Annotated in this window: 18 protein-coding genes, 1 tRNA gene and 2 pseudogenes; 15 read left to right on the top strand and 6 right to left on the bottom strand. The window is 69.8% G+C overall.

Annotated features, from left to right (window positions below):
• Nucleotides 1-75 precede the first annotated feature (75 nt).
• The 4 genes from CES90_RS45320 (at nucleotide 76) to CES90_RS45305 (ending at nucleotide 4,469) form a co-directional block, all read left to right on the top strand.
• Nucleotides 76-1,293 (top strand): CaiB/BaiF CoA transferase family protein, encoded by a 1,218-nt coding sequence (locus CES90_RS45320; protein ID WP_208921612.1) that lies wholly within the window; start codon nucleotides 76-78, stop codon nucleotides 1,291-1,293.
• Nucleotides 1,283-2,299: an HpcH/HpaI aldolase/citrate lyase family protein gene (locus CES90_RS45315; RefSeq protein ID WP_208921609.1), complete on the top strand. Its 1,017-nt coding sequence runs from the start codon at nucleotides 1,283-1,285 to the stop codon at nucleotides 2,297-2,299. The genes CES90_RS45320 and CES90_RS45315 overlap by 11 nt, the downstream gene beginning before the upstream one ends.
• A 383-nt stretch (nucleotides 2,300-2,682) precedes the next feature.
• Nucleotides 2,683-3,354: a response regulator gene (locus tag CES90_RS45310; protein ID WP_208921607.1), complete on the top strand. Its 672-nt coding sequence runs from the start codon at nucleotides 2,683-2,685 to the stop codon at nucleotides 3,352-3,354.
• On the top strand, nucleotides 3,351-4,469 hold the full coding sequence (locus CES90_RS45305) for a sensor histidine kinase (RefSeq protein ID WP_208921605.1): 1,119 nt from the start codon (nucleotides 3,351-3,353) through the stop codon (nucleotides 4,467-4,469). The genes CES90_RS45310 and CES90_RS45305 overlap by 4 nt, the downstream gene beginning before the upstream one ends.
• A gap of 473 nt (nucleotides 4,470-4,942) precedes the next feature.
• On the opposite strand, the gene CES90_RS45300 is transcribed toward CES90_RS45305, so the two are convergent.
• The 3 genes from CES90_RS45300 to CES90_RS45290 form a co-directional block, all read right to left on the bottom strand.
• Entirely contained in the window at nucleotides 4,943-5,590 is a 648-nt protein-coding gene (locus CES90_RS45300) for a class I SAM-dependent methyltransferase (RefSeq protein WP_208921603.1), read from the bottom strand.
• Nucleotides 5,591-5,669: 79 nt separating this feature from the next.
• Nucleotides 5,670-6,305, bottom strand: coding sequence for an NAD(P)H:quinone oxidoreductase (wrbA, locus tag CES90_RS45295; protein ID WP_208921601.1), 636 nt, complete (start codon nucleotides 6,303-6,305; stop codon nucleotides 5,670-5,672).
• 60 nt (nucleotides 6,306-6,365) lie between these two features.
• The gene (locus CES90_RS45290) at nucleotides 6,366-7,865 is read right to left on the bottom strand and encodes an aldehyde dehydrogenase family protein (protein ID WP_208921599.1); all 1,500 of its coding nucleotides are present in this window, start codon (nucleotides 7,863-7,865) and stop codon (nucleotides 6,366-6,368) included.
• Nucleotides 7,866-8,008: 143 nt separating this feature from the next.
• Between CES90_RS45290 and CES90_RS45285 the strand changes: the two genes are divergently transcribed.
• From CES90_RS45285 to CES90_RS45265, 5 genes are all read left to right on the top strand, one after another.
• Nucleotides 8,009-8,716 carry an IclR family transcriptional regulator gene (locus tag CES90_RS45285; RefSeq protein WP_208921597.1) on the top strand — a complete coding sequence of 236 codons (708 nt, stop codon included), beginning with the start codon at nucleotides 8,009-8,011 and terminating at the stop codon, nucleotides 8,714-8,716.
• Between the two features lie 475 nt (nucleotides 8,717-9,191).
• On the top strand, nucleotides 9,192-9,575 hold the full coding sequence (locus CES90_RS45280) for a hypothetical protein (RefSeq protein ID WP_189788625.1): 384 nt from the start codon (nucleotides 9,192-9,194) through the stop codon (nucleotides 9,573-9,575).
• Nucleotides 9,576-9,724: 149 nt separating this feature from the next.
• Nucleotides 9,725-10,012, top strand: a complete 288-nt coding sequence (locus tag CES90_RS45275; RefSeq protein ID WP_189788626.1) for a helix-turn-helix domain-containing protein — start codon at nucleotides 9,725-9,727, stop codon at nucleotides 10,010-10,012.
• Entirely contained in the window at nucleotides 10,009-11,559 is a 1,551-nt protein-coding gene (locus CES90_RS45270) for a helix-turn-helix domain-containing protein (RefSeq protein ID WP_189788627.1), read from the top strand. Before CES90_RS45275 ends, CES90_RS45270 begins: the two co-directional genes overlap by 4 nt.
• The gene (locus tag CES90_RS45265) at nucleotides 11,560-12,135 is read left to right on the top strand and encodes a transcriptional regulator (RefSeq protein WP_189788628.1); all 576 of its coding nucleotides are present in this window, start codon (nucleotides 11,560-11,562) and stop codon (nucleotides 12,133-12,135) included.
• A 223-nt stretch (nucleotides 12,136-12,358) separates the two neighbouring features.
• Here the strand turns inward: CES90_RS45265 and CES90_RS45260 are convergent, their stop codons facing one another.
• Together CES90_RS45260 and CES90_RS45255 are read right to left on the bottom strand one after the other, a co-directional pair.
• On the bottom strand, nucleotides 12,359-13,327 hold the full coding sequence (locus CES90_RS45260; RefSeq protein ID WP_189788629.1) for a glycoside hydrolase family 113: 969 nt from the start codon (nucleotides 13,325-13,327) through the stop codon (nucleotides 12,359-12,361).
• Nucleotides 13,321-14,337, bottom strand: a complete 1,017-nt coding sequence (locus tag CES90_RS45255; RefSeq protein ID WP_189788630.1) for a hypothetical protein — start codon at nucleotides 14,335-14,337, stop codon at nucleotides 13,321-13,323. Before CES90_RS45255 ends, CES90_RS45260 begins: the two co-directional genes overlap by 7 nt.
• A 398-nt stretch (nucleotides 14,338-14,735) precedes the next feature.
• Between CES90_RS45255 and CES90_RS45250 the strand changes: the two genes are divergently transcribed.
• Nucleotides 14,736-14,809: transfer RNA gene (locus CES90_RS45250), tRNA-Met, on the top strand.
• 54 nt (nucleotides 14,810-14,863) lie between these two features.
• Here the strand turns inward: CES90_RS45250 and CES90_RS45245 are convergent.
• Nucleotides 14,864-15,907 carry a TniQ family protein gene (locus tag CES90_RS45245; RefSeq protein WP_189788631.1) on the bottom strand — a complete coding sequence of 348 codons (1,044 nt, stop codon included), beginning with the start codon at nucleotides 15,905-15,907 and terminating at the stop codon, nucleotides 14,864-14,866.
• A 175-nt stretch (nucleotides 15,908-16,082) separates the two neighbouring features.
• On the opposite strand from CES90_RS45245, the gene CES90_RS45240 reads away from it, so the two are divergent.
• The 5 genes and pseudogenes from CES90_RS45240 to CES90_RS45225 all read left to right on the top strand — a co-directional run bounded on the left by CES90_RS45240 (nucleotide 16,083) and on the right by CES90_RS45225 (nucleotide 22,806).
• The gene (locus CES90_RS45240; RefSeq protein WP_189788632.1) at nucleotides 16,083-18,455 is read left to right on the top strand and encodes a DEAD/DEAH box helicase; all 2,373 of its coding nucleotides are present in this window, start codon (nucleotides 16,083-16,085) and stop codon (nucleotides 18,453-18,455) included.
• Nucleotides 18,456-18,648: 193 nt separating this feature from the next.
• Nucleotides 18,649-19,149 (top strand): hypothetical protein, encoded by a 501-nt coding sequence (locus CES90_RS45235; protein WP_189788633.1) that lies wholly within the window; start codon nucleotides 18,649-18,651, stop codon nucleotides 19,147-19,149.
• 150 nt (nucleotides 19,150-19,299) lie between these two features.
• Nucleotides 19,300-21,765 carry a DEAD/DEAH box helicase gene (locus tag CES90_RS45230; protein ID WP_189788634.1) on the top strand — a complete coding sequence of 822 codons (2,466 nt, stop codon included), beginning with the start codon at nucleotides 19,300-19,302 and terminating at the stop codon, nucleotides 21,763-21,765.
• A 48-nt stretch (nucleotides 21,766-21,813) separates the two neighbouring features.
• Nucleotides 21,814-22,175: pseudogene (locus CES90_RS51785) on the top strand (hypothetical protein); the annotation flags it as partial.
• Between the two features lie 3 nt (nucleotides 22,176-22,178).
• Nucleotides 22,179-22,806, top strand: a pseudogene (locus tag CES90_RS45225) (response regulator transcription factor).
• Nucleotides 22,807-22,910 lie beyond the last annotated feature (104 nt).

The raw sequence follows: 22,910 nt of genomic DNA, 5'->3' as shown, positions 1-22,910 counted from the left end.
CTGTTGCTCGACAGGCATTTCTCCGCTCCGGCAGTCTGAGGTTCGGGACCGCAACGACCGTGAGGGAGCGCATCGGTGTCGGACGACGAGCGGAACAGCGGCGGACGGGGGCAGTTGCAGGGGCTGCGAGTGGTCGAGTTCGCCCATGTGGTGGCCGGGCCGCTGGCGGGCTCGATGCTCGCCGACCAGGGGGCCGACGTCGTCCATGTGGAACCCCCCGGAGCCGGCGACGCGGCCCGTGCCATGGGCCCCCGACGTGACGGTGTCCCCCTGTGGTTCAAGGTCGCCGGCCGCAACAAGCGCTCCGTCACGCTCGATCTGCACCACGAGGCCGGCCGGAGTGTGGCTCGCCGGCTCGTCGCCTGGGCGGACGTCGTCATCGTCACCCTGCGCGCCGGACGCCTGCGCGACTGGGGACTCGACTGGGACTCCGTGCACCGGCTCAACCCCCGGGCCGTGCTGCTGCAGATCTCCGGCTTCGGTGCCACCTCGTCGCAGGCGGACGCCCCCGGCTTCGGCAAGATGGGCGAGGCACGCAGCGGTGTCGTCCACCTGACCGGTTTTCGCGACGGCCCGCCCGTCCACACCGGCTTCTCGCACGGTGACGCCGTGACCGGTCTGATGGGCGCCTACGCCGTCCTCGCCGCCCTCCACCGCCGCGACCACGACCCCGGGTTCGACGGCGAGTGGATCGACCTCGCCCTTTTCGAGTCCCTGTTCCGTCTGGTCGAGTGGCAGGTCATCGTCCACGACCAGTTGGGACGCGTGCCCGAACGCTCCGGCAACCAACTGGCGGTCGCTCCCGGCGCCGTGATCAACACCTATCGCACCCGCGACGGTGAGTGGATCACCGTGACCTCCGCGACGCTGCGCTCGGTCCGCAACGTGGCCCGCCTGCTGGGGCTCCCCGAGAAGGAGTTCGCCACGGCGGAACAACAGTACGACAGGCGCGGGGAGTTGGACGAAGGTCTGCGGAACTGGGTGGCGGAGCGCGGCACCGGCGCGTGCCTCGACGCGTTCGCCCGTGCCGAGGTCGTGGCCTCACGGGTGTTCGACGCGGCGGACATCGCCGCCGACCCCGTGTACGCCGAACGGGAAGACATCGTCACGGTCGATGACCCCGACCTCGGTCCGGTGCGTATGCAGGCGGTGATCCCGCATTTCCGCCGGCGGCCCGGCCGGATCTGGCGGACGGGGCCCGCCCTCGGGCAGGACAACCATCTGGTCTACGGGCAGTGGCTCGGACTCAGTGCGGACGAACTGGCCGACCTGGAGCAGAGCGATGTCATCTGAGGCGTCTGCGCAGAGCTCTCCCGGGGGCGACGCGGGAGCGCGCGACCGGCCCCCGCTGCGCTCCCTGCTCTTCGTCCCGGGCACCAGAACCGACTGGTTGCCCAAGGCGCGGGCGGCAGGCGCCGATGCGGCCGTCCTCGACCTGGAGGACGCGGTGCCCGCCTCGGGCAAGCGCGCCGCCCGTGCACAGGTGGCCGACGCCATCGCGCGGGCCGATCACGTGGGACGGATGGCACTGTTCGTCCGTGTCAACCCGCTGGACGGCTGGGCGGGGGCCGAGGAACTGCGCGCGGTCGTACGGCCCGGGCTCGCCGGCATCGTGCTCCCCAAGGTCCGCTCCGCCCAGGACGTGAAGCTCGCCGACCGGCTGCTGACCTGGTGCGAACAGGAGCAAGGCCTGTCGCCGGGACGGGTCGCCCTGGTGCCCCTGCTGGAGACGGCCCGTGGCCTGCGCGAGGCCTACGACATCGCGCGAGCCGCCTCGCGCATCGCCTACCTGGGCGCTCTCACCGCCCCCGGTGGCGATGTGGAACGTGCCGTCGGCTACCGCTGGTCCCCTGAGGGAACCGAAACGGTGGCACTGCGCTCCCGGGTTCTGCTGGACGTCAGGGCAGCCGGAGTGCCGTGCCCGGTCGGCGGACTGTGGACGCGTATCGGCGACCTGGCGGGGCTGCGCGCCTTCGCCGAGCAGAACCGCTCCCTCGGCTACGAGGGGATGATGGCGATCCATCCCTCCCACGTCCCCGTGATCAACGAGGTGTTCGCTCCCAGCCCCGCCGAACTCGCCCGCTGCGCGGACCTGATCGCGGCGGTCGAGACGGCCCAGCGGGACGGGACGGGCGCTGTGACGTTCCGAGGGGAGATGGTCGACGAGGCCATGGCCCGTACGGCTCGCCTTGTCCTCGACCGGCACGGGGCGCACCCGTCGCCCCCGCGATCAGACGCTGACCGTTCCTGTGAAGATCGCGTGAAGCACGGCAACCTCCGGCCCATCGACGGCCACTGAGGGAGACGCCGGCTCGATCTTCCGGAACGGACGAGCAATGACGGCACGACAGCAGGCCGCCCGGCACCGCAGGCGCGGGCTCGGCTTGGTGGTGGGGCTCCGCTGGCACTGATCGCCGCGGGCGTTCTCGCCTGCGGCACCGCCTTCGGCACGTTCGGCGACGGCGCCAAGTCCGAGGCGGCCGCGGACTGTGTCATGACCATCGGCCTGGGAAACGGGAGAGCCGGCGAGTATCGGCTGACGCCTGGGACGGCCCTGCCGACCGGCGGGTGATACCCCGCCGTGTGGCTGGAGCCGCGACCTGTCGGGGCAGGGTGGCTCTCCGGGACCTTAAGGTCGAGCCAAGGGCGTGAAGGCATGGACGAAGGTGAGGCGGAACGCACGTGATCCGGGTAGTGGTGGTGGACGACGAGGCCCTGGTCCGGTCAGGATTCGGACTCATCCTCGGCGCGTCCGAGGACATCGAGGTCGTCGCGACCGCGAGCGGCGGCGACGCCGTCGAGACCGTCCGCCGGGAGCGGCCCGACGTGGTGCTGCTGGACATACGGATGCCGGACGTCGACGGGCTGACCGTCCTGCGCGAGCTGCGGACGATGCCGGACGCGCCGGTCGTGGCGATGCTGACCACGTTCGACGCCGACGAGTACGTCCTGACCGCGCTGCACTCGGGGGCGGCGGGCTTCCTGCTCAAGGACACCGAGCCGGAGCAGTTGGCCCAGCTGGTGCGCACGCTCGCCGCGGGCGGCGTGGTGCTGTCCCCCAAGGCGTCGCGGACGCTGCTGCACAGTCATCCCGGCACCGAGGCCGCCGTCGACGAGGAGGCGGTCCGGGTGCGGCTGTTGACCGCCCGCGAGCGTGACGTCCTCGTCCTGGTGGCGGAGGGGATGTCGAACGCCGACATCGGGGCCCGCATCCACCTGGGTGCCGGCACGGTCAAGGACCACGTCAGCGCCATCCTCACCAAGCTTCGGGTGACGAGCCGGGTGCAGGCCGCGCTGCTCGCGCAGCGGGCCGGGCTGCTCGACGCGCGCCCGGACCACGAGGCCGCAGAATGAATCGCGAACGCGCACTGTGGCAGCGTGTGCCCGCACCGGTCGTCGACGTCGTCCTGGTGGCGGTGGCAGCCGTGGACCTGTCACTGAATTTGTGGGACGACACACCTCTCGGCATCGCGGTGGCCGCGCTCGGCTGCGCGGCGCTCGCCTTCCGGCGCAGATTCCCGCTCGGCGTCTTCCTGCTCACCCTGCCGGCCGCGCTGACGCAGCCTGTCGCCGTCGCTCCGCTCGTGGCCCTGTTCACTCTGGCCGAACGCTCCCGCAACCGCCCTCTCCTCGCGGGGTGCGTCGCCCTGTCCGCCTTCGCGAGCAGCATTCCGTGGCCCTTGGTCAGCGTCGCCGAGGTCGGTCGGACCATGACGCTGGTCGCCCTGGTGTACAGCCTGGCGACCTCTTCCGCCCCGGTCCTGTTCGGTCAACTCCTCCAGGCGCATCGGGACTTGGCGCGACGCCTGGAGGAGATCGAGGAGGCCAGGGAACACGAGCGGACCCTGCACGCCCAGGCCGTGCTCGCCCGCGAACGCGCCCAGCTGGCCCGCGAGATGCACGACGTGGTCTCCCACCAGGTCAGCCTGATCGCCGTACAGGCCGGAGCCCTGCAGGTCGCCACCAAGGATGCGAACGCCAAAGAGGCCGCCCGCACGATCCGTTCGCTGAGCGTCACCACACTCGACGAACTGCGCACCATGGTCACCCTGCTGCGCGCCTCCGGCGGCAACGCCACCGAGCTGACTCCTCAGCCCACCCTGGCCGACCTGCGCAAACTCGTGGAAACAAGCGGCACTCACGCACAGCTCACGGGTGAGCTTCCGCCCACGGTGAGCACACCCGCCCAGCGGGCCGTCTACCGTACGGTCCAGGAAGCGCTGACCAATGTCCGCAAGCATGCTCCCGGCGCCTCGGCCCGCGCCGAGCTGTGGCAGGACGGCGACACCGTGGGAGTGACCGTCACCAACACCGCGCCCACGCGTCCCTCCCTTGCCCTGCCCGGTTCACAGCAGGGCCTGGTCGGTCTGCGGGAACGGGCCGACATCCTGCGCGGCGTCCTGGAGGCGGGCCCGACCGCGGAGGGCGGCTACCGGGTACGGCTGCGCATTCCCCTCGACACGGACTGACCCCGCTCGAGAGGTGCCACTGCCCCACACCCACCCTGGCAGGCGGTGAAAGCGCTGGAACGCCAGATCAGGGGCGGCGGCCCAGATGCCCCGGGCCGTCGTCCACGAGGTTGGCGGCCATCCGTTCAGGACGAGGGCGTCCAGGGCCACGCCCCCGGTAGCCGACAAGCGCTTACCCCCGACGCCACCACGGGCTGCACGAGCAGGAGCACGCGGGCGATGACGATGTCCGGGTCGTACACGGTGACGCCCAGTGCTCGGAGCAGTTCCGCCGACGCGCGGGCCCAAGACCCAGCTTCGCCCCCTGGGGCTCCCAGGCGGCGCAGGCGTGTCGAGGCGGGCGCCGATCAAGTGCCGGCCGCCCCGGCGGGATTGGATCTTGCGGTTCAGGCTTCCCAGGGAGCCTCCGAGTTTCCCGTCGGCGCGGTGCTGCCGGGCGTGCGTGCGGTGGTCGCCCGATCATGAGGCGCCGTCTACGCCTTGCGGGCGAGCAGGTGCACCTCCTGGAACTGCCGCGGGTCGGTCGGCTGAGGCTCGCGAACCATCCGGGCCACCTCCTCCAACCCGCACTCGCGCAGCATCGCGGCGAGGTGATCGGGCCACCACCGATAAGCGGGCGCGACGGTGTGATCGAAGCCCTGTGTCGGGTGGGACGGGCCCTCGCTCGCCGAGAAGCCGATCAGGAGACTGCCTTCGGGCGCCAGCACACGGTGGAACTCCGTCAGTATGGCGGGGAGTTCCCGCGGCGGAGTGTGGATGATGGACCAGCGCGAGAGGACGCCGCCCAGCACGCCGTCGGCGATGTCCAAAGCGGCCATGGAGCCCACGTCGAACCGCAGGTCCGGATAGGCCTGCCGAGCCAGCTCTATCATCGCGGGAGAGGCGTCGAGACCGAATGCCGCCAGGCCCAGCTCGTGCAGATGAGCGGTGACATAACCGGGTCCGCACCCCACGTCCGCGACCCGCCCGTTCCCGTTCTCGCGTACGACCTCGGCGAAGGCAGCCAGGATCGCGCGGTCCAGGGGCCTGTCGCGCAACGTGTCGCGGAACATCTGCGCGTACGTGGGGGCAACATCGTCGTAGGCGTCGCGGGTGGCACTGAGGGCATCGTGTTCGACCATGCTCGCAACAGTAGTTGCCGGCGTTGCGGCGAGTCGGGAGGATCACGATCTTCCCTCGAGGCGTCCTCGGCCCGCCCGCTCAGCCCTGTGCGGCGGACGCCTGTGCCCTCTCCGCCGCGAGCAGTGCCGCGAACCGCGCCAACCGGGCTCCCTGGAAGCGGGCGCAGTCCAGTGTGACCTCGTCCGGGGGTGTCGAGGGGAAGCCGGCGGGCCATGACGTCCCGTACGGGTTGCCACCTGCCGCGTAGACGATGTCGTCGGTGTAGCCGAGGGGGACGATGACCGCGCCCCAGTGGTAGAAGACATTGTTCAGGGACAGGATCGTCGACTCCTGGCCGCCGTGCTGCTCCGCCGAGGAGACGAACGTCGTCACCGGTTTGTCCGACAGCTTCCCTTCGTGCCAGAGGCTCCCGGCGGAGTCGATGAACTGCTTCAGCTGCGCCGCCGGCGCGCCGTAACGCGTCGGTGTGCCGAAGGCGTATCCGTCGGCCCACTCCAGGTCGGCGAGTTCGACCACCTCGACGGTCGATTCCGTCTCCTGGTGATGCCTGGCCCAGTCCGGATTAGAGGCTATCGCCTCGGCGGGGGCGAGTTCGGCGGCCCTGCGCAGCCGTACCTCGGCGCCTGCCGATTCCGCTCCTTCGGTCACCGCCTGCGCGAGCCGGTGCACGGACCCGGTGGCGCTGTAGTAGACGACCAACACATGTGCTGACACGGAAAACCCCTTCCAAAGCCCTGATGTTCGATCATGACGACGGCGCCCAGGGGCGCCTGTTCACTTGGCCGGTGTGTACGAGAGGACGGCGGTGACCGTCTTCTCCTCGGTGTTCGCCTCGATACCGGCCCAGCCCAGTTCCCGTCCCTGGCCGCTGAGCCTGGAACCGCCCCACGGCAGGCGGGGGTCGAGCGGCGCCCAGCCGTTGATCGCGACCGCTCCGGCCTTCACCCGGCGAGCGGCCTCGTGTGCCCTGCTGACATCGGAGGTCCACAAGGTGGCGGCCAGCGCGTAGTCGCTGTCGTTGGCCGTCGCTATCGCGTCGGACTCCGCGTCGAAGGGGATGATGGCGCCCACGGGACCGAAGATCTCCCGCCGGGCGATCGTCATGGTGTTGTCGACCTCGGCGAACAGCGTCGGTTCGATGAAGAAACCCTTACCCTCCGGTCGGCCGCCCCCGGTGACCAGGCGGGCGCCCTCGTCGACTCCAGCCGCGATGTAACCGGAAACGCGCTCCAACTGCCGTGCGTTGATCAGCGCGCCCATCGTGGTGCCTTCGTCGAACGGATCGCCGACCTTGATGTCGCGCGCCCGCGCCACCAGCCGTTCGACGAACTCGTCGTACACGGAACGGGCGACGAGGATCCGGCTGCCCGCGGCACACACCTCGCCCTGGTTGGCGAAGATACCGACCGCCACTCCCTGCGCCGCTTCGTCCAGGTCCGCGTCCCCGAAGACGATCTGGGGGCTCTTGCCGCCGAGTTCCAGCGTCGTACGGCGGAATCCCTTCGCGGCCGCCACGGCCACCTTGTATCCCGTCTCGGGGCTTCCGGTGAACGAGATCTTGTCCACCCCGGCGTGATCGATGAGCGCCTGGCCCGTCACGGCTCCGAGCCCGGGCAGCACACTGAACGCCCCGGCCGGGAACCCGGCTTCCTCGGCCAGCGACGCGAGGAGAAGGGAGGTGAGGGGTGCGTCCTCCGGAGGCTTCAGGACGACGGCACAGCCCGCGGCGAGCGCGGGCGCGATCTTCCACGCCCCGATCATGGTCGGGGAGTTCCAGGGGGTGATGGCCGCGACGACTCCGACCGGTTCGCGCACGGTGTAGCTGTGCGTGGGGCGGCCCATGTACGCGGACGTGGGGACGGAGCGGCCCTCCAGCTTGTCGGCCCAGCCGGCGAAGTAGCGGAAGGTCTGGATCGCCTGGGGCAGGTCGATGGCTCGCGGCTCGAAGCCGGGCTTGCCGATGTCCAGCGACTCCAGGATCGCGAACTCCTCGCTCCGCGCCTCGATCAGATCGGCCAGGCGGTGCAGAAGTCGCGCCCTGTCGCTTCCGTCCGTCCTCCCCCACACCCCCTCGTCCAGGGCGGACCGGGCGTGGGAAACGGCCTTGTCCACCTCCCGGGCCCCTGCCGCGGCCACGGACGTGAGCCGCCGCTCGGTCACCGGGTCGATCACGTCGAAGGTGTCGATGCTCTGACTGCTGTCCCATCGTCCGGCGAAGTAGGGCTCCGTCGGAACCGTGCTGACCAGCCGTTCGGCCTCTGCGCGTGCTAGCATGAGTACGATTACCGTTCTATGTGGACGATATTTGAAACCATAGGGATAAGGGTGACGCCGGGTCAAGGGGGCGGCGGCATACGAGCGTTCTGACCGCCGTGACATGATGTGCGGCACGGAAAGGCAGGAGGCGAGAGACGAACGTGGCGGCGACCGGCGGGGAAACGTCCCTGACTCTTGACCGCGGGCTGACGGTGTTGTCACTGCTCGCCCGAAACGCCGACGGCCTCACGGCGGCGGAGCTCGCCGAGCAGCTGAGCATCGCCCGAGCGGCCGTCTACCGTCTTCTGCGCACCCTGGAGGCGCACAGTCTCGTCGCCCGTATCGGCACGAGATACATCCTCGGATTCGGCGTGGCCGAACTCGCCGGGCAGCTCAAACCACGACTGCAGGCCACCGTGCTGCCGATTCTGCGACGGCTCAGCGAGCGGACCAACAGCACGGCGCTGCTGAGCGTGGCCGACGGCGACCAGGCCCTGATCCTGCTCACGGCGGAACCACCGAACTCGACCATGCACCTGGCCATGCGGGAAGGCGCCCGGCACGACCTGACCATCGGCGCGGACGGAATCGCCATCCTCGCCGGCAGGCCGGACAGCGCCGAGGACACCGACGCCGTCCGCGAGGCACGCCGTCAGGGCTACGCCGTCAGCCTGGGCTCGATCCAGGAGGGCGCGATCGGCATCGCCGCCCCCATCCGGGTCTCGGACTGGTCCACCGCGAGCCTGGGAGTGGTGCAACTCGGCCTGAAACTCGTCGACGAACAGGTGCCCCACCTGGTGACGGAGGCCGCCAGAACAGCCGCAACGCAGCTGGTCGGGGCGGCCGGCCCAGCAGCGGTCACGCGCTAGCTGTTCTGTCCCGGGAGGTTGTGGACGGGTGAGCCAGGTCTCGGCTGAGGGATCTTGAACAGGTGAGGGCCTTCCGGTTCCACACCGGCCGAGACCAGACAGCGGCACCAACACGCCCTCGCGGCATAACGAACGAGTGTCCAAGATCACGGGGAAACTTCAACGGGAGCTGTTGGCGCGGGCGAACACGTAGTAGAAGCGCGGAAGGACATCAGCCTGGTCCGTGGGCTGACATCCCCTTGGAAGCCGCTATTCCTTCCCGCCCGTTGGCGGAACGCGGGAGAGCGTGGCGTATGCGGCGTCCTCCGCAACCGGGGCGCCGACTGAAGCGGTGCCGCGGACAGGCCCAACGCGCTACCCGCGCAAGACGACGGCGGGCGGGAGGGGGTGGACTTGGGCGGCGTGGTCCGCCAACTGCAGTAGGCTTCCAGGCCGTCCGCTGTCCACAGGCGGCCCCGGGCAGGCTCCTGAAGTCATGAACATCAGCGCGCCGGGCATCGCCCGGAACAGCAGGAAGGCGCCGCGCTGCGAGCGCCACGACGCCTTCTTCCACCCGGAGGAGCAGGCCGAGTCCGCCGCGCGGTTCCCGGCCGGCCACCAGGCCCAGATGGCATTCCTCCTGGCCGCCTACGCCGGCAACGCCTCCGTGGTCGCTGCACTCTTGGGCACCCGCACGCGTACGGTGCACCGTCACTGCCGTGGGTGGCCGCTGCCTCCCGGGCCCCGGCTGCGCCGGGCCCTGCGCCGCCGTGTCCTGGACCTCGTGTGCCCGCGGTGCCTGTCCGATCGGGCGGTTGAAGAGGCCCGCCAGGCGAGGCGGGACGCCCGGCGCGCGGCCCGCCGGATTCCGCGTGAGTAAAGCGGTCCTCATCGCTGACCTGTCGGCCCGGGTGAGAGACCGCCATAGCGAGGGCCCTCGGCTCCGAGCAGGTGAAGCCTCTATGCATCGCTGATAGCAATTAACTATTCATGATGCGAAAGTTGCATCGAATCGGGTACACTGGGGGTATGGGATTGGCCTTGGAGGAGTCGTTGCGGCTGACGGTGGCCGCGTTGATGCAGGTGACGGGTGACTCGCAGCGGTCGGTTGCGGGGGTGCTGGGACTGACGCAGACACAGGTGTCGCGCAGACAGTCGGGTGCCGTCTCGTGGAGCCTGCGTGACGTCGATGTCCTGGCCGAGCACTACGGCATCGGCGCGCTGGACCTGCTGGCGGGTCCGACCAGAGCGTGTGAGGTGCTGCCCGCCGACAGGCGCCGTTCCGCCCGGGCCGAGGCGAAGAGGACGAGCCGGTGAGTGACTTCGACGCGATCGACTCGCTGCTCGACGCCGTCGGGCCGCAGGCCCAACTTCCGCCCTGCCAGGTGCGCCGCGAGCTGCGGGAGCGGGCCCGGCTGTCCAAGGCGCAGGTGGCCCGCGCGCTCGGCGTGAGCCCGTCCACCCTCAGTGGATGGGAGAGCGGCCGGGACCCTGCCGGCGAGGCCCGGGCCAAGTATGCATATCTGCTGGACGGGCTGAACGCCAAGCTCGCCACCGATACGGAGAACAGGGCGGAGCTGGCCGAGCAGCCCATGGCGTCAGACGCTGCTGCGGCGGCCGTCACCTCTGCGTCTTCGCCGGAAGCCGGCCAGGACGAGGACGAGGTGGAGCTGCTCGCCGTGCCCGAGCCGTGTGTGCTGTGCGGCCGTCCCGCCGAACAACGCGTGGCGGGGTTCGCTCAGCACCTGGACCCCTCCGACTGCCAGGCGACCCCTGTCGAAACCCCGAAACGCGAGCCCGCCGCGCCGTCTGCCCAGGCCCACGAGCCGCGTAGAGTACGCCCGCCCCGCCCGGTCGGCGGGAAAGGTGCGCCCCTGCGCGGGCGGGCGTTCCAGGAGCCGTCCGGGCCGGGCGACTTGATCCAGGAAGCGGTTCGCGCTGCGCTCGCCGAGCACCAGGGTGACGTCGAAGCCGCGAGCGCCGCATTGCTGAAGCGGGCCATCCCGGAGGCGATGCGTCTGCTGGACGAGACCCGCAAGGGCGCCCGCTACGACGTGATCGCTCACCCCTGGATCCCCGACATCCTCAAGAAGCCGACGTCCAAGGGCGCCGATCAGATCTGGGAAGCCCGCCCCAAGTGGACGCGGCCCGGACTGCCGCCCGGGAAGCACGACGTCACCGCGCTCGACATCAACGGCGCCTATTTGAGCGCCCTCAAGACCCACCTTCCGCTCGGCCAGCTGGAACACTCCACGGGCTTCGCGCATGACCGGCGTCGCGCCGGTGTCCACCTGATCACCCCGCCCGTCTGGGAGCACGACGCGGTGCTGCCCAACCCGATCGGCCAGCGCGACGAACCAGGCCCTCTGTGGGTCACCGAACCGACCCTGCGCGTGCTGCTGCGCCTGTCCGGCCCGAAGCACCGTCTGTGTGAGCCGCCCGAGATCCACGAGTCGTACACCTCGGGCGCCACCGAGAACCTCCTGGAGAAGTTCCGGATCGCCCTCAAGGACGCCCGCGACACCGCGATCGCAGGCGGCGACGAGCTGACGCTGGAGTACGTGAAGGCGATGTACTCCAAGTTCGTGTCCACGATGGGGGAGTCGAACTACAACCGGGAGCTCTACCGCCCGGACTGGATGCACATCATCCGCTCCCAGGCCTTCGCCAACCTCTGGATGAAGGCGCTCAAGGCCCACGACGGGGGGCTGACGGTCGTACGGGCGATGGGAACCGACGAGCTCCACGTCATCGGAGACTGGCGCCGTGTCTTTCCCGAAGGCCGCTCGGTTACCGAGGTCAAGGTCAAGGACACGTACACCGCCGGGACCGGCACCGAAGCCGGCACGGGGCAGGAGCAGTAGATGCCGGAGAAGAACATCGACTTCGGGAAGTTCGGTGCGAGCGGGATCAAGGGCAGCGAAGCCGTCGCCCGCCAGCTCGACCGGCTCGCCGCTCATATCGCCACCCCGGTGACCGCCAGGCGTGGCCTGATGGCACGCCTGCACTACCTGACGACGTCGGACAGGGCCTGGCAGGCCGCCAAGGACGCCGGACTGACCGTGAGCGACCGCACGCTGAAGGCATGGCTGCAGGGCACACGCCGTCCCTCGAAGGCCAATCTGGAACGCATCGACGCCGCCTACCGGGCGGTGCGGCGCCGCAACGTCGCCCGCCACCTCACCGCTCGCCTCAACCGCGAGGGCCGCGGCACTCGCGTGGAGATCCACCCCCTCGACCAGTCCGGCGTGGCGCGCCAGCTCCAGCGGGTGGTGGCACACCGGACGATGAACGTGCGCCGTTGGGACAAGATCGTCGGATCCTGGGCGGCCGGCGACCACCAAGGCCTGGACGACGCCTGGACCGCCGATGTCCTGCCCGACCTGGGCTCCCAGTGGGGCCAGTACGAGTACGTCAAAAACATCGGCTTCGCCGCGTAGCAGCCGGCGACTGGTTCTGTAAGTTGGAGCGGGCAACGTTTGTCGACGATTTCGGGCAGCACTCAGCGATCACAGGGCCCGAAAATGTCGATGAGAATCAGCAACGCTGGTGCTCCAGATGCCCTGCGAGGTTGGTCTTGGACCCGCGTCGCTGGTTCGAAGTGCGATGTTTGCGTGGCTCATTCGGGGGTTCGGTGGATGCCTGGCCGCTCATCTCACGCGGTCATTCCTCCGCGGCTATGTCGCCGTAGCGTCGCGCGACCTCGTGGAACGACTCCTTGGGTCTGCACGCACCGTCGCCGGTCACCGCCACGACCCCGAAGCCGGCCTTGTCGAGGTCGAGACGAGAATCGTCGTGATGCGGGAAGTCAGGCATGGCGAAGGTGAACACGAAGCAGCCGTGCAGGCCCTCCGCGTTGTACTGGTCGATGAGTTCGCCGAGGTAGCCAGCCTGGACGGCCTCGTCGCGGGGGTGGTCGCCGCGGATGCGAGGGGGTACGGCGAACCAGTTGACGATCCAGAAGGAACCGGCTCCCCGCTGGTCGGCTCCGGTGAAGGCACCGCACCCGAACTCGGTGATGACGACGGGCTTGTCGTGCTCGCGCACCATGCTGCGCAGGCGGTCGGCGTAGGTCGGGTGGTTGCGGCCGGAACGGTAGAAGCTGACGCCGACCAGGTCGAACAGCGACCAGTCGATGTGTTCCCACCCGGCCGCGGAGTAGGTGACCGGCCCGCGGAAGCGTCGCCGCGCGGTGGTCACGGCGGTGGTGAGCAGTCGGTGGAGCCGCCGGTCGATCCTGCGCCGCAGCACGCGCTGGAAACGCACGATGAGCTTCAAGCGCAGGAACGAGCGAGGTCCGGGGACGATGCCGGGCACGGTGTGGGAGAACTCGCTGCCGACCAGGAGCGTCACCCGGTCCGGGTGTTCCCGGCGAAGTTCTTCGGCCGCCTCGGCGACGGCGTCCAGGTGCTCCAGCAGCTTCGGCTGAGGCAGCTCGGGAACGTGGGGCCGGATGTAGACGCCGAGACCGGTCTCGAGGGCGGTGCGGGCTGCATCGATCAACCGCTTCCCGTCCCCGATAAGCATCACCGTAGTGCAGTGCAGATCCCGGGCGATGACCTCCATGTCCCGCCGCACGTCAGCGGTGCCCGCCTCGCCGACCAGGTAGGAGATGCCGCGAACGGTCAGCATGCGCTCGACTCCTGTCGCCGCAGACGGTGGGCGGCCATGAGGAGAAGGGCGGCGACCCCACCGAGCATCGCGGCGTTGACCATGTACTTCACCGTGAAATCCACGTTGTCGCCGAGCGGTTCGACCAGGAATGACAGCCCGGCGCGGACGACGAGGGCACTGCCCGCGGCGGCCAGTACGTGCCGACGGCCCCAGCCATGCCGACGCGACCAGCGCAGCAGCAGCCAGCCGAGTACGACCATGGCGACCACGTTCACCGTCACCCCCGCCCAGGTCGCCGGCAGCAGCTGATTGGCGCACCATGCGACCCCTGTGACACCGCCGACCAGCCACCACGACGGCACCTTCGCAGATGATGAGCTCCTCGCGGGTCGGACGGTGAGCGCGGCGGCGATCAGGGCGATGGCGACCACGGCGGCGCCGATGAGCTGCGCCGGCCTGGCGGTGGAGTCTGCCGCCGTGTCGTTGTAGATCAACGCGGCGCTCAGCGCCCACAGCAGCACCATGACGCCGACGCCGACCGGGCCCAGCCACCGCCGGTTCGCGATGCGCGGGGCACAGGATTCGACCACCGCGATCGGAGCGGCGAAACTCCAGATCACATGCCCCCCGACATAGTTCAGCAGGCTCGCCGCATCGACCCCCAGGCCCGGGATGAGGGTGACCAGCGCCTGGGTCGCCCAGTCGGGGCCATCGGCGTCGACGTCATTGTCGAACAGGGTCTGGTCGATCAGACCGGCCTGGATCACCCCGAAGGCCGCGCTCAACAGCAGGATCGTCGGCCAGCCACGACCGGTGCGCCGAGTGATCTCGCGGATGAGCACGGCGACGGTTCCGTAGAGCGGCGCGAGGATGAGCAGGCCCGCCAGCAACTCCAGTGGCCGACCAGTGCTTTCGCCGTAGCCGATGAGGTACTCCGCGCTGATCGGGGACAGCACGAGTAGGCCGGCCACCGCCGCCCAGCGGTGCCGAAACCGCGGCAGTGCAGCAGGGGCGGACGGTGCGGACATGAGGATCCTTTGCGTAGTAATTCAGGGGTCCGGGTCGTCACCGGTCCTGTCGACGCTAGAGAGACCGCCTGCGGTCGGGCATCCGTCTTTCGTCCAGGAACGCATGACTTCCGTCTAGAAGTGCGCGGCCCTCCGACCATGCGGGCCTGACGTCCGTTCATGCCTGAACCCATGGCGATCTCACGCGGGCGCGATCAGCCTCATCCCGCAGAGCACGTCCGTGCTCCCACCGCAAGCTCCCGGGCGTTGCCAGAACTCACAGACATCGCCCTCAGCTGAAGCGAGGCGTTCTCGGCCCTGAGCAACAAGTGGTGTCGGATCCCGTCAACAAAACCAGGCGACCGGCAGAAAAATGGTCTTCAACGCCTGCCGCCATGGCGTAGCGTGGTGCGAACCGACGCGGGGTGGAGCAGCTCGGTAGCTCGCTGGGCTCATAACCCAGAGGTCGCAGGTTCAAATCCTGTCCCCGCTACTGCAGAGTGGGGGCCCAAAACCATACGGTTCTGGGCCCCCACTCGTATGTGGCCTACATATCGGCGGCCGACATACCCAACTGCCAGGTCAGGCACGAGCGCTGGTGAACCGAACCAGTCCGGGACACGACCCGGTAGTGCCCCAACGCCAGCGTGAGGTGACGCCGCCCCGCTGGGCGGGCCGGCGCGGGCGGCCCCATACGGTGGCGCCCCAGCCACACCAGCAACGCCTGACGTCCTTCCGCCACGTCCACCCCCCACCCGGCCATCAACCGTTCCACGCCCGCGAGCCATCGGGCCCGGTCCGCCGCATCCCGCTGCCCCGCCCGTTCGAAGTCCACCATGGCCTGCGCGAGTTCCGCCGCCTCCGGGTAGATCACCAGCGGGGCCGCCCGCATCTCCCGCGCGTCCAGCCCAGCGGTCCAGGCCCGCCGCACCCAGCACACGGTGTCCGGCATCCGCGTCCACCAGTACACCGCCACCTGGAAGGCATCGGCGAACAACTCCTCACCGGCCCGCCCCCACCGTGCGGCCAGGGCCTGCCGCGCGCGGTGCGCCGTCATCGTCTCGGGCAGCTCGGCCAGCCGCACGAAGTCCGGACCACGGCCGCGGGAGTCGTCCGACCAGGAACCGTGCCGCAGACAGACCTGCCAGCTGTCCGGCGACATCAGCCACACCGCCTCCCCGACACCCAGGTCATCACCGCACGGCGGGCAGTACCGCACGAGATGCCCCGCCAGCGGCTCCCAGGGCCACCTCCACTGCGCCGCTTCCTCCGGCCCGCCCGCCAGCAGCCGGCCTGAGCCCAGACTGGGCAGATCCCGCTGCAGAAGACCGGGCGCCCGGTCAGCCAGGACGCCCAGAAAGCGCAGCCCCGCCTCGTTCACGTACATCTCGGTGCACTGCGGATACTTCTCCACCCGCTCGGGATCCGCGGATGACTCGCCCTGCCCTACCCGGTCGAGGAAGTCGGCCAGACCCAGGCCGTTTCCGTGCGCGAGCCGGTTCACGAACGACCCCGTCGACTCACCCGCCACCGGCCCCACACGCAACGGCAGTGCCCTGCGAGGCCCGTACAGGCCGGGATCGTCCAGCACAGGTGTCCTTCCGCCGAAGCCGCCACTATCGGCACCGTGACCGGCCCGGCAGCGCGCGGTCAAGGACGCCAGCACTCGTTCGGGTGAACCCAGGCGAACGTCCTGCCGCAGCCCCGCACACCCCTTCCACCCTGTGAACCAGGTGCTCACGCATGCCGTCACACGGGGGAGGACCATGGCCACGACGACGCGCATCCGCCCGGCTGCGACAGTAACTGCCACTGCCCCTCGCCTGAAGACGCGCCTGCGCGGACGTCAGCAGAGCGCCGCAGACGCTTGCGTGAGCAGCTTCATCGAAGGCTATCGCCGCGTCACCGTCGTCATGGCCACCGGCACCGGAAAGACCCTGGTGGCCCTGCACGCCGTCCAGGAAACCGCGCCCGAGGGCGTCTCCCTGGTAGTCGTGCCCTCCCTGCGGCTGCTCGAGCAGACCGCCGCGGTATGGCACCGCGAAGGACGTCCCGGCCGCTACCTCGGCGTCTGCTCCTCAGACAAACCAGCGGACCCGGACCTGGCCGGCATCCTCACCTTGGTCCACACCGGTGACGAACTGGCCTTGCAGGCAGCCGACACTCACGGACCGCTCAACGTGTTCTGCACCTACGACTCCCTGGACAAGGTGGTCGAAGCCCACCGCGACTTCCACCTGCCCCGCTGGGACGTCGTGGTCGCCGACGAAGCCCACCGCACCGCCGGCGACTACGACAAACCATGGGCCCACGTCCACCAGGACGACAAGCTCCCCGCCCGCCACCGCCTCTACATGACCGCGACGCCCCGCGTCTTCGACGAGAAAAAGGCCCGCGCCAAAGGCATCAGCACCGACACGATCATCGCTTCCATGGACGACGTGAGCATCTACGGGCCCGTCGTCTACCGCATCTCCCTGAGAGAAGCGATCGACGAGGGGCTCCTGGCCGACTACCGCATCGCCGGCGTCGTCATCAGGGACGAAGACCTCCGCGGCCTTCTGAAACGGCTCCCCACCAACACCTGGACCGGCGAAGCCTTGCGTGCCGCAGCCGCCCAAGTCGCCCTGCTGGTCGCGCAGCACCGCTACGACCTGCGCCGCACCTTGACCTTCCACCCCTGTATCGACGCGGCGGAAGTCTTCGCGGAAACGCTCCACGAGACCGCAGCTCTCATGCCTGCGGCCTACCGCACCCCGCTGCAGGTCGGCACCGTCAGTTCCCGGCAGACCCCCTTCGAACGCCACAAGAACTTCACCGCCTTCGCCGACACACCACTGAACACTCCCGCCTCACAGCAGCCGCCCCGGCGCGCCGTCCTCACCAACTGCCGCTGCTGCGCCGAAGGCGTCGACATTCCCGCCATCGACTCCCTGCTGTTCGCCCACCCCAAGACCAGCACCATCGACATCATCCAGTCCATCGGACGCGCCCTGCGCCAGACCCCCGGCGACAACAAGATCTCCACCATCGTCATCCCCATCTACATGGCCCCCGGTGAAACCCTCGAGGAGGCAGTCAAGAAGACCGCCTTCCACCTGATCTACCGGGTTCTCATCGACCTCGACGTCTACGACGAGCACACCTTCCACCTCGTCGACCACTTCCGGTACCCGAGCGACCCCGCCGCCCCCCAGATCGCCCCGCCCCCCGAACGCGCCGACGAGATCATCCCCGTCCTCGACCTGAACGACGTCATGGCACCCAACCGGGTTTGGGAGGGAGCCTTCGACGTCGCCACCGACTTCCGCACCCAACACGGCCACCTCGACGTCCCCAGCCTCCACCTGCACGACGGCTTCTTCTACCTCGGCTGGTGGATCGGCGTGCAGCGGTCCATGCGCAAGAACGGCCTGCTCCTGCCCGAACGCATCGCAGCCCTGGACACCCTCGGCATGATCTGGGAACACCCCCCGCACAGCATCGAGCGAAAACTCCTCATCGCCCGCGACTACGTCACCCGCCACGGACACCTCGCACCACAGTGGGCCGAACACCACCAAGGCATGCACCTGGGCCGCTGGCTCGCCGAGCGCCGAAAGGAAGCCAATGCACGCCGCCTGCCCCACTGCTATCACCGGGCGTTGAACGAGATCTACCCCTGGTGGAACGCCAAAGGCAGAGCCGAATGGAAACGCACCTACGCCCGCGCCCACACCGCCGCACGCGACAACACCCTGATCTTCCCCGACCCGCGCCAACCCACCGGCACCGCCCACCAGCTCACCCAGTGGCTGGCCCAGCAGATCGACAACCTCGACAAGCTCGAGCCCTACCAGCACCACCTCCTGGGCGACCTGCCCATCGAGCACCCCCTGGCCCTCCTGCTGCGCCGCCCCCGCGGTGCCTCCCAGTGGGCCTTCGCCCGAGGACTGCAGGCCGCCTACGCCTACCGCCGCCGCCACCATCACCTGGACGTTCCCTACAACTACACCTGCGCAGACGGCCCCGCCTTCGCGCTGGGAAGGTGGCTCGCCGAGAAACGACGCGTCCCGCAAACCCTCTCGCGAGAACAACTGGACGCCCTGGAAGCCCTCGACATGCGCTGGACCTCACGCCACCGGCACAGCACACCCTGAACCGCCGTGCGCACCGGCAGACCACGCAAGCCCGGGCCTTCCTCCGCCCCCTTGTACAAAGAGCCGTCCCGGATCCTTGCGACAGTGTCTGCCGCAGCTGTCCGGCAAACCCCGACACCGGTTCCCCGACCGGCACCCACCGCAGCGTGGAAGCAGGGAAACCGACGTCCTCAATCAGGAGTACTGCGGCATCATGACGACACCGCCCCACCCACCCGGTCGGCTGCCCGCCTTCGACATGAGCCTCACGCACGTCACGCTTCCCAGCTCGCAGGTGCAGGTCAACCGCCTGACCGACCTCGTCAACGAAATCATTCTGGGCACCAGCGTCATCGTTATCGTGCTGAGCACCGTCACCGACCCGGCCGGGGCCGACGTTGATCGAAGCCGCTTCACCTGGCCGCCCTGGCAGAACGAGACCATCCCCGAGGCCCACCACAAGTGGAAGGCAGTCTTCGTCACCCAGGACCGCACCTTCAGGGGCCTCTACCACGAGGGCCCCGCCCCTGAAGAGACGCAGACTGTCCGCGTCCCCAATACCGTTCTGTCCGACGCGATGTGGAAGATGCTGCAGAACGAGCCCTGCGCGGTCCTGTGCACCGGCCTCACCGGGGACCCCTCCGCAGCCGAAATCAGGACTGCCCTTGAAGAGGGAATGCTCCAAGCAGTCCTGGTAGAAGCTCTGTTAGCCTAACCCAAGACCGGCTCCGAAGCATCCCCTGATGTCGCACGGCCGCGACCCACGCCCATCGAGCCGCCGCCTCCGCAATACTGCTCAGCGAAGGGCACACCCCCACGAAAATCTCGCCGGCCACGCTCCATCGCGCACTGAGGACCCTGCCCCATGTCTTCCCCTGATGAGCCCATCGCTGAGATCTCCGCCATCTCCCGCACGCGCCCCGTCCGGCTCTCACTGCGCCCCGACCAGCAGCGGGCGGTCGACAGCGCGGCACGTCACCTCGCACGCGCACACACCCGCGGACACATGGTGTCGGCCTGCGGCACCGGCAAAACACTCACCGCGCTGCGGACCGCCGAAGCCCTTCACGCCCAGCACCTGCTGATCGCCGTGCCGAGCCTGGACCTCATCTCGCAGTGGGCCCGGGCAGCCCGCAACGACGGACGCCCGGAACCGATGATGGCGGTGTCCTCCCTGGCCGCCGCCAAGCACCCCGTCCTGGCCGGAGCAGCGGTCCACAGCACCAACAACCCGGAGTTCCTGGCCACCTGGCTGGCCCGGCACGAACAGGCCACCGTCTTCGTGACGCTCGACTCCCTTGCGAAGATCGAACAGACCCAGCACACCCGCGCCCCCGCCCCGACCTTCGACCTCATGATCGTGGACGAGGCACACCGCACAGCAGGCAGCTGGGACAAGAACTGGACCGTCCTGCACGACCACACCCGCATCCGCGCCGACCGCCGGCTCTACCTGACCGCCACCCCCTACGAATGGGACCCGCCACGCCTGACAGAAGCACCCACCACCCGCCCTCAGCCCAAGCGCACCGCCGCCACCGCCCCCGCATGGGACGCTCCCGCCCTCGTCGCCTCCATGGCAGACACCAAAACCTTCGGGCCCCGCCTGCACACCTACACCCACGCGGACGCCATCGAAGACGGAGTTCTCGCCGACTACCAGCTGGTCGTCCCCACGATCACCGACACCCACCTGCGCACCGAACTGACCGCCCCCGACACGCACTCCGGCTTCGGCCCGACCGCACGCCGCACCACCGCACTGCACCTGGCGGTCCTCAAGGCGATGGGCGAACACGACCTTCACCACGTGATCGTGTACTTCCAGCAGGTTGCCGACGCCACCGACTTCGCCCGCCAGTTCCCCCACACCCTGCGCACCCTCGCCGAAGACCGACGTCCCGCCTGGGCAAGCGACCTGATCGTCCAGTCGATCAACGGCGCCCACAACCCCGGCCAGCGCCACGACATCCTCACGGACTTCGCCACCGCCGACCGCGCCGTACTGACCAACGCCCAAGTGCTGGGGGAGGGCATCGACCTGCCGGCCGTCGACGCAGTCGTCTTCGCCGACCGCACCGCCAGCGTCCGCCGCATCGTCCAAGCCCTGGGCCGCGCGCTACGCAAACCCCCCACCCAGGACACGAAGACCGCCAGCCTCGTCATCCCCGCCTACGTGCCCCACGGCGCCGACCCCACCGACCTCCTCGGCACCCCCTACGAAGCCCTCTGGCTCGTCACAGCAGCCCTGCGCCACCACGACCAGACCATCGCCGCCCGCGCCCCTCGCACCACCGCCAAGCACCGCCTCGAGCAGGGCACCCGTACGCTCCTCGCCCGCCGCTTCCGCTTCGACTTCACCCTCGACCCCGACACCATCGCCCAGGCGATGGACCTGATCGCCTGGCCCGCCGACAACGCCATCCTCTCCGCCCCCCGTCGTGCCGGTCTGGCGGCCGCCGTGCGCTACCGGGCCGAACACGGCCACCTGCGGGTGCCGGCCGACTACGAGGACGCCTACGGCTACCGGCTGGGTGCCTTCATCACCGGCCAGCGCACCGCCCACCGCGCCGGCGCCCTGGACACAGCATGGACCGCCGAACTCGAGGCACTCGGCATGATCTGGGACGACCACGAAGCCGCCTGGCAGGGCCACCTCGCCACCGTCGAGGCCTACCAGGCCGAACACGGCCACCTCGCCATCCCCGCCCAGGCCCCCGGCGGCCAGTTCCTCGCCGACCAACGCTCCCGGGCCCGCAAGGGCCGCCTCACCCCCGGCCGCGCAGCCCAGCTGGCCGCCCTCGACGCCCACTGGCGCCTGCCGCACGGCGCCGACTGGCACCGCAAGTACCACGCCCTGCGCCGCCACATCGAAGCCGGACACAACCCCGCTGCCCTCACCCGCGACACTGTGATCGGCGAGGTGAAAGCGGGCAGCTGGCTGCACCGCCAGCTCGCCACATGGAACCGGCTCGAGCCCGCCCAGCGCGACCTGCTCACCCGGATCGGTCTCACCCCCGGCCACGTCACACTCGACGGTCCGCAGACTCCCTCGGCGACGCCCGCTGCGCGGCGGCGTTCCTTCGCCCGGACCGTACAGATCCTCTCCCTCTTCCTTGAGCGGTGGCAGCGCACGCCCGGCGCCCGCGAGTGGATCGAGGTCGACGGCGAACGCGTCATGATCGGCCCTTGGCTCGCCAAGACCCGCACCAAGCTGAACAACGGGCAACTGGCGCCCGGCCAGGAGCAGATGCTGGCCCAGGCGCTCGCCGGACACGGCCTCGATGCCGCCCCCGCGTCTGCGCCCGTGGCTTGGGCCGAGGACGGCTGAGGTCCCGCCGAACGAATTTGTGCTGCTGGAATGAGCACCGCTGGCTGCCTGCCCGCATCCTCACGTCTGCCGGGACCGCGGCCACATTCTGGCGGCTGGCCCCGCAGGCTCACGCCCGCCCGGGTCCGCAGGGGTTCAGAAACCTGTGTGCGAAGGCCGGCTCCCCGGCCGGTGCGCCGAAACCTTCCCGCCCAGGTCCCGGCCGGCCGCCCGGTTCGAAGAACCAGCGACCAGCCCCCCGCCACGAGGTCGGGCGAGTCCTCGCCACCGGCGAGGCATACGCTCGGCCAGCCCACCACAAGGAGGGCAGCAAGACCCGACGCGAGGTTCAGGACGCGCAGGAGGAGCAGGAGCCAGCACCGGACGAGGCACGGCATGGACGAGGCCCAGGACACCAACCCCGTCGTTGAACGCTGCGGATCCTGATCGTCGACGACCACAACGTCGTACGAGCCGGTCTGCGCGCCCTGGTGGAGGGCGAGCCCGGCTTCGACGTGGTGGGCGAGAGCGGGGACGGGCTCGAAGCAGTGCGGCTGGTCCAGCGGCTCGGTCCCGACGTCGTGCTCATGGACCTGCGCTTGAGGGAGCCGGGCGCGGCGGGTGACGGCATCGAGGCGACCCGCCGGATCCTCGATGTCGACGCGCGCGTACGGGTCGTCGTGCTCACCAGCTACGGCAGCCAGGCCGACGTACTGCGGGCCGTGGAGGCGGGGGCGTGGGGGTACGTCCTCAAGGCGGACCTGCCCGAGGAACTGTTCCGCGCGGTGCGGTGCCGCGGCGGCCGGGGGTCTGGCGCTGGCCCCGGAGGCCGCCGCCAGTGTCCTGGGGCGCGCGGCCGAGCCGCCGCTCAGCGAGCGGGAGGTCGACGTCGTCCGGCTCCTCGCGCAGGGGCACAGCAACCGGGCGATAGCCGCTGCGCTCTTCCTGGCCGAGGCGACGGTAAAGACCCACCTCGTCCGCATCTACCGCAAGCTCGGCGCCGAGAACCGCGCGGCCGCAGTCAAGGAGGCCGTCCGGCTCGGGCTGATCGGGCTGGTCTGACACGCCGCCCGTAGACCACCTTCCAGCGGGCCCGATGCCGCGCGTCGCCTGAGGCGGGCAGGAGGTCGCCCATACTTCGTCGAGGCGGTCCTTCACGTCACCAT

The organism is Streptomyces capitiformicae (assembly GCF_002214185.1).
GTDB lineage: Bacteria > Actinomycetota > Actinomycetes > Streptomycetales > Streptomycetaceae > Streptomyces > Streptomyces capitiformicae.
Note: the sequence above shows the minus strand (reverse complement) of the source record. Positions and strands in the feature narration are given on the sequence as shown.

What these genes read in the sequence shown, in the direction of transcription:
- CES90_RS45230 (WP_189788634.1), top strand. Translation starts at nt 19,300, where the DNA reads ATGTCTTCCCCTGATGAGCCCATCGCTGAGATCTCCGCCATCTCCCGC.
- CES90_RS45240 (WP_189788632.1), top strand. Translation starts at nt 16,083, where the DNA reads ATGGCCACGACGACGCGCATCCGCCCGGCTGCGACAGTAACTGCCACT.
- CES90_RS45255 (WP_189788630.1), bottom strand. Translation starts at nt 14,337, where the DNA reads ATGTCCGCACCGTCCGCCCCTGCTGCACTGCCGCGGTTTCGGCACCGC.
- CES90_RS45260 (WP_189788629.1), bottom strand. Translation starts at nt 13,327, where the DNA reads ATGCTGACCGTTCGCGGCATCTCCTACCTGGTCGGCGAGGCGGGCACC.
- CES90_RS45275 (WP_189788626.1), top strand. Translation starts at nt 9,725, where the DNA reads ATGGGATTGGCCTTGGAGGAGTCGTTGCGGCTGACGGTGGCCGCGTTG.
- CES90_RS45280 (WP_189788625.1), top strand. Translation starts at nt 9,192, where the DNA reads ATGAACATCAGCGCGCCGGGCATCGCCCGGAACAGCAGGAAGGCGCCG.
- CES90_RS45235 (WP_189788633.1), top strand. Translation starts at nt 18,649, where the DNA reads ATGACGACACCGCCCCACCCACCCGGTCGGCTGCCCGCCTTCGACATG.
- CES90_RS45300 (WP_208921603.1), bottom strand. Translation starts at nt 5,590, where the DNA reads ATGGTCGAACACGATGCCCTCAGTGCCACCCGCGACGCCTACGACGAT.
- CES90_RS45305 (WP_208921605.1), top strand. Translation starts at nt 3,351, where the DNA reads ATGAATCGCGAACGCGCACTGTGGCAGCGTGTGCCCGCACCGGTCGTC.
- CES90_RS45265 (WP_189788628.1), top strand. Translation starts at nt 11,560, where the DNA reads ATGCCGGAGAAGAACATCGACTTCGGGAAGTTCGGTGCGAGCGGGATC.
- CES90_RS45315 (WP_208921609.1), top strand. Translation starts at nt 1,283, where the DNA reads ATGTCATCTGAGGCGTCTGCGCAGAGCTCTCCCGGGGGCGACGCGGGA.
- CES90_RS45290 (WP_208921599.1), bottom strand. Translation starts at nt 7,865, where the DNA reads ATGCTAGCACGCGCAGAGGCCGAACGGCTGGTCAGCACGGTTCCGACG.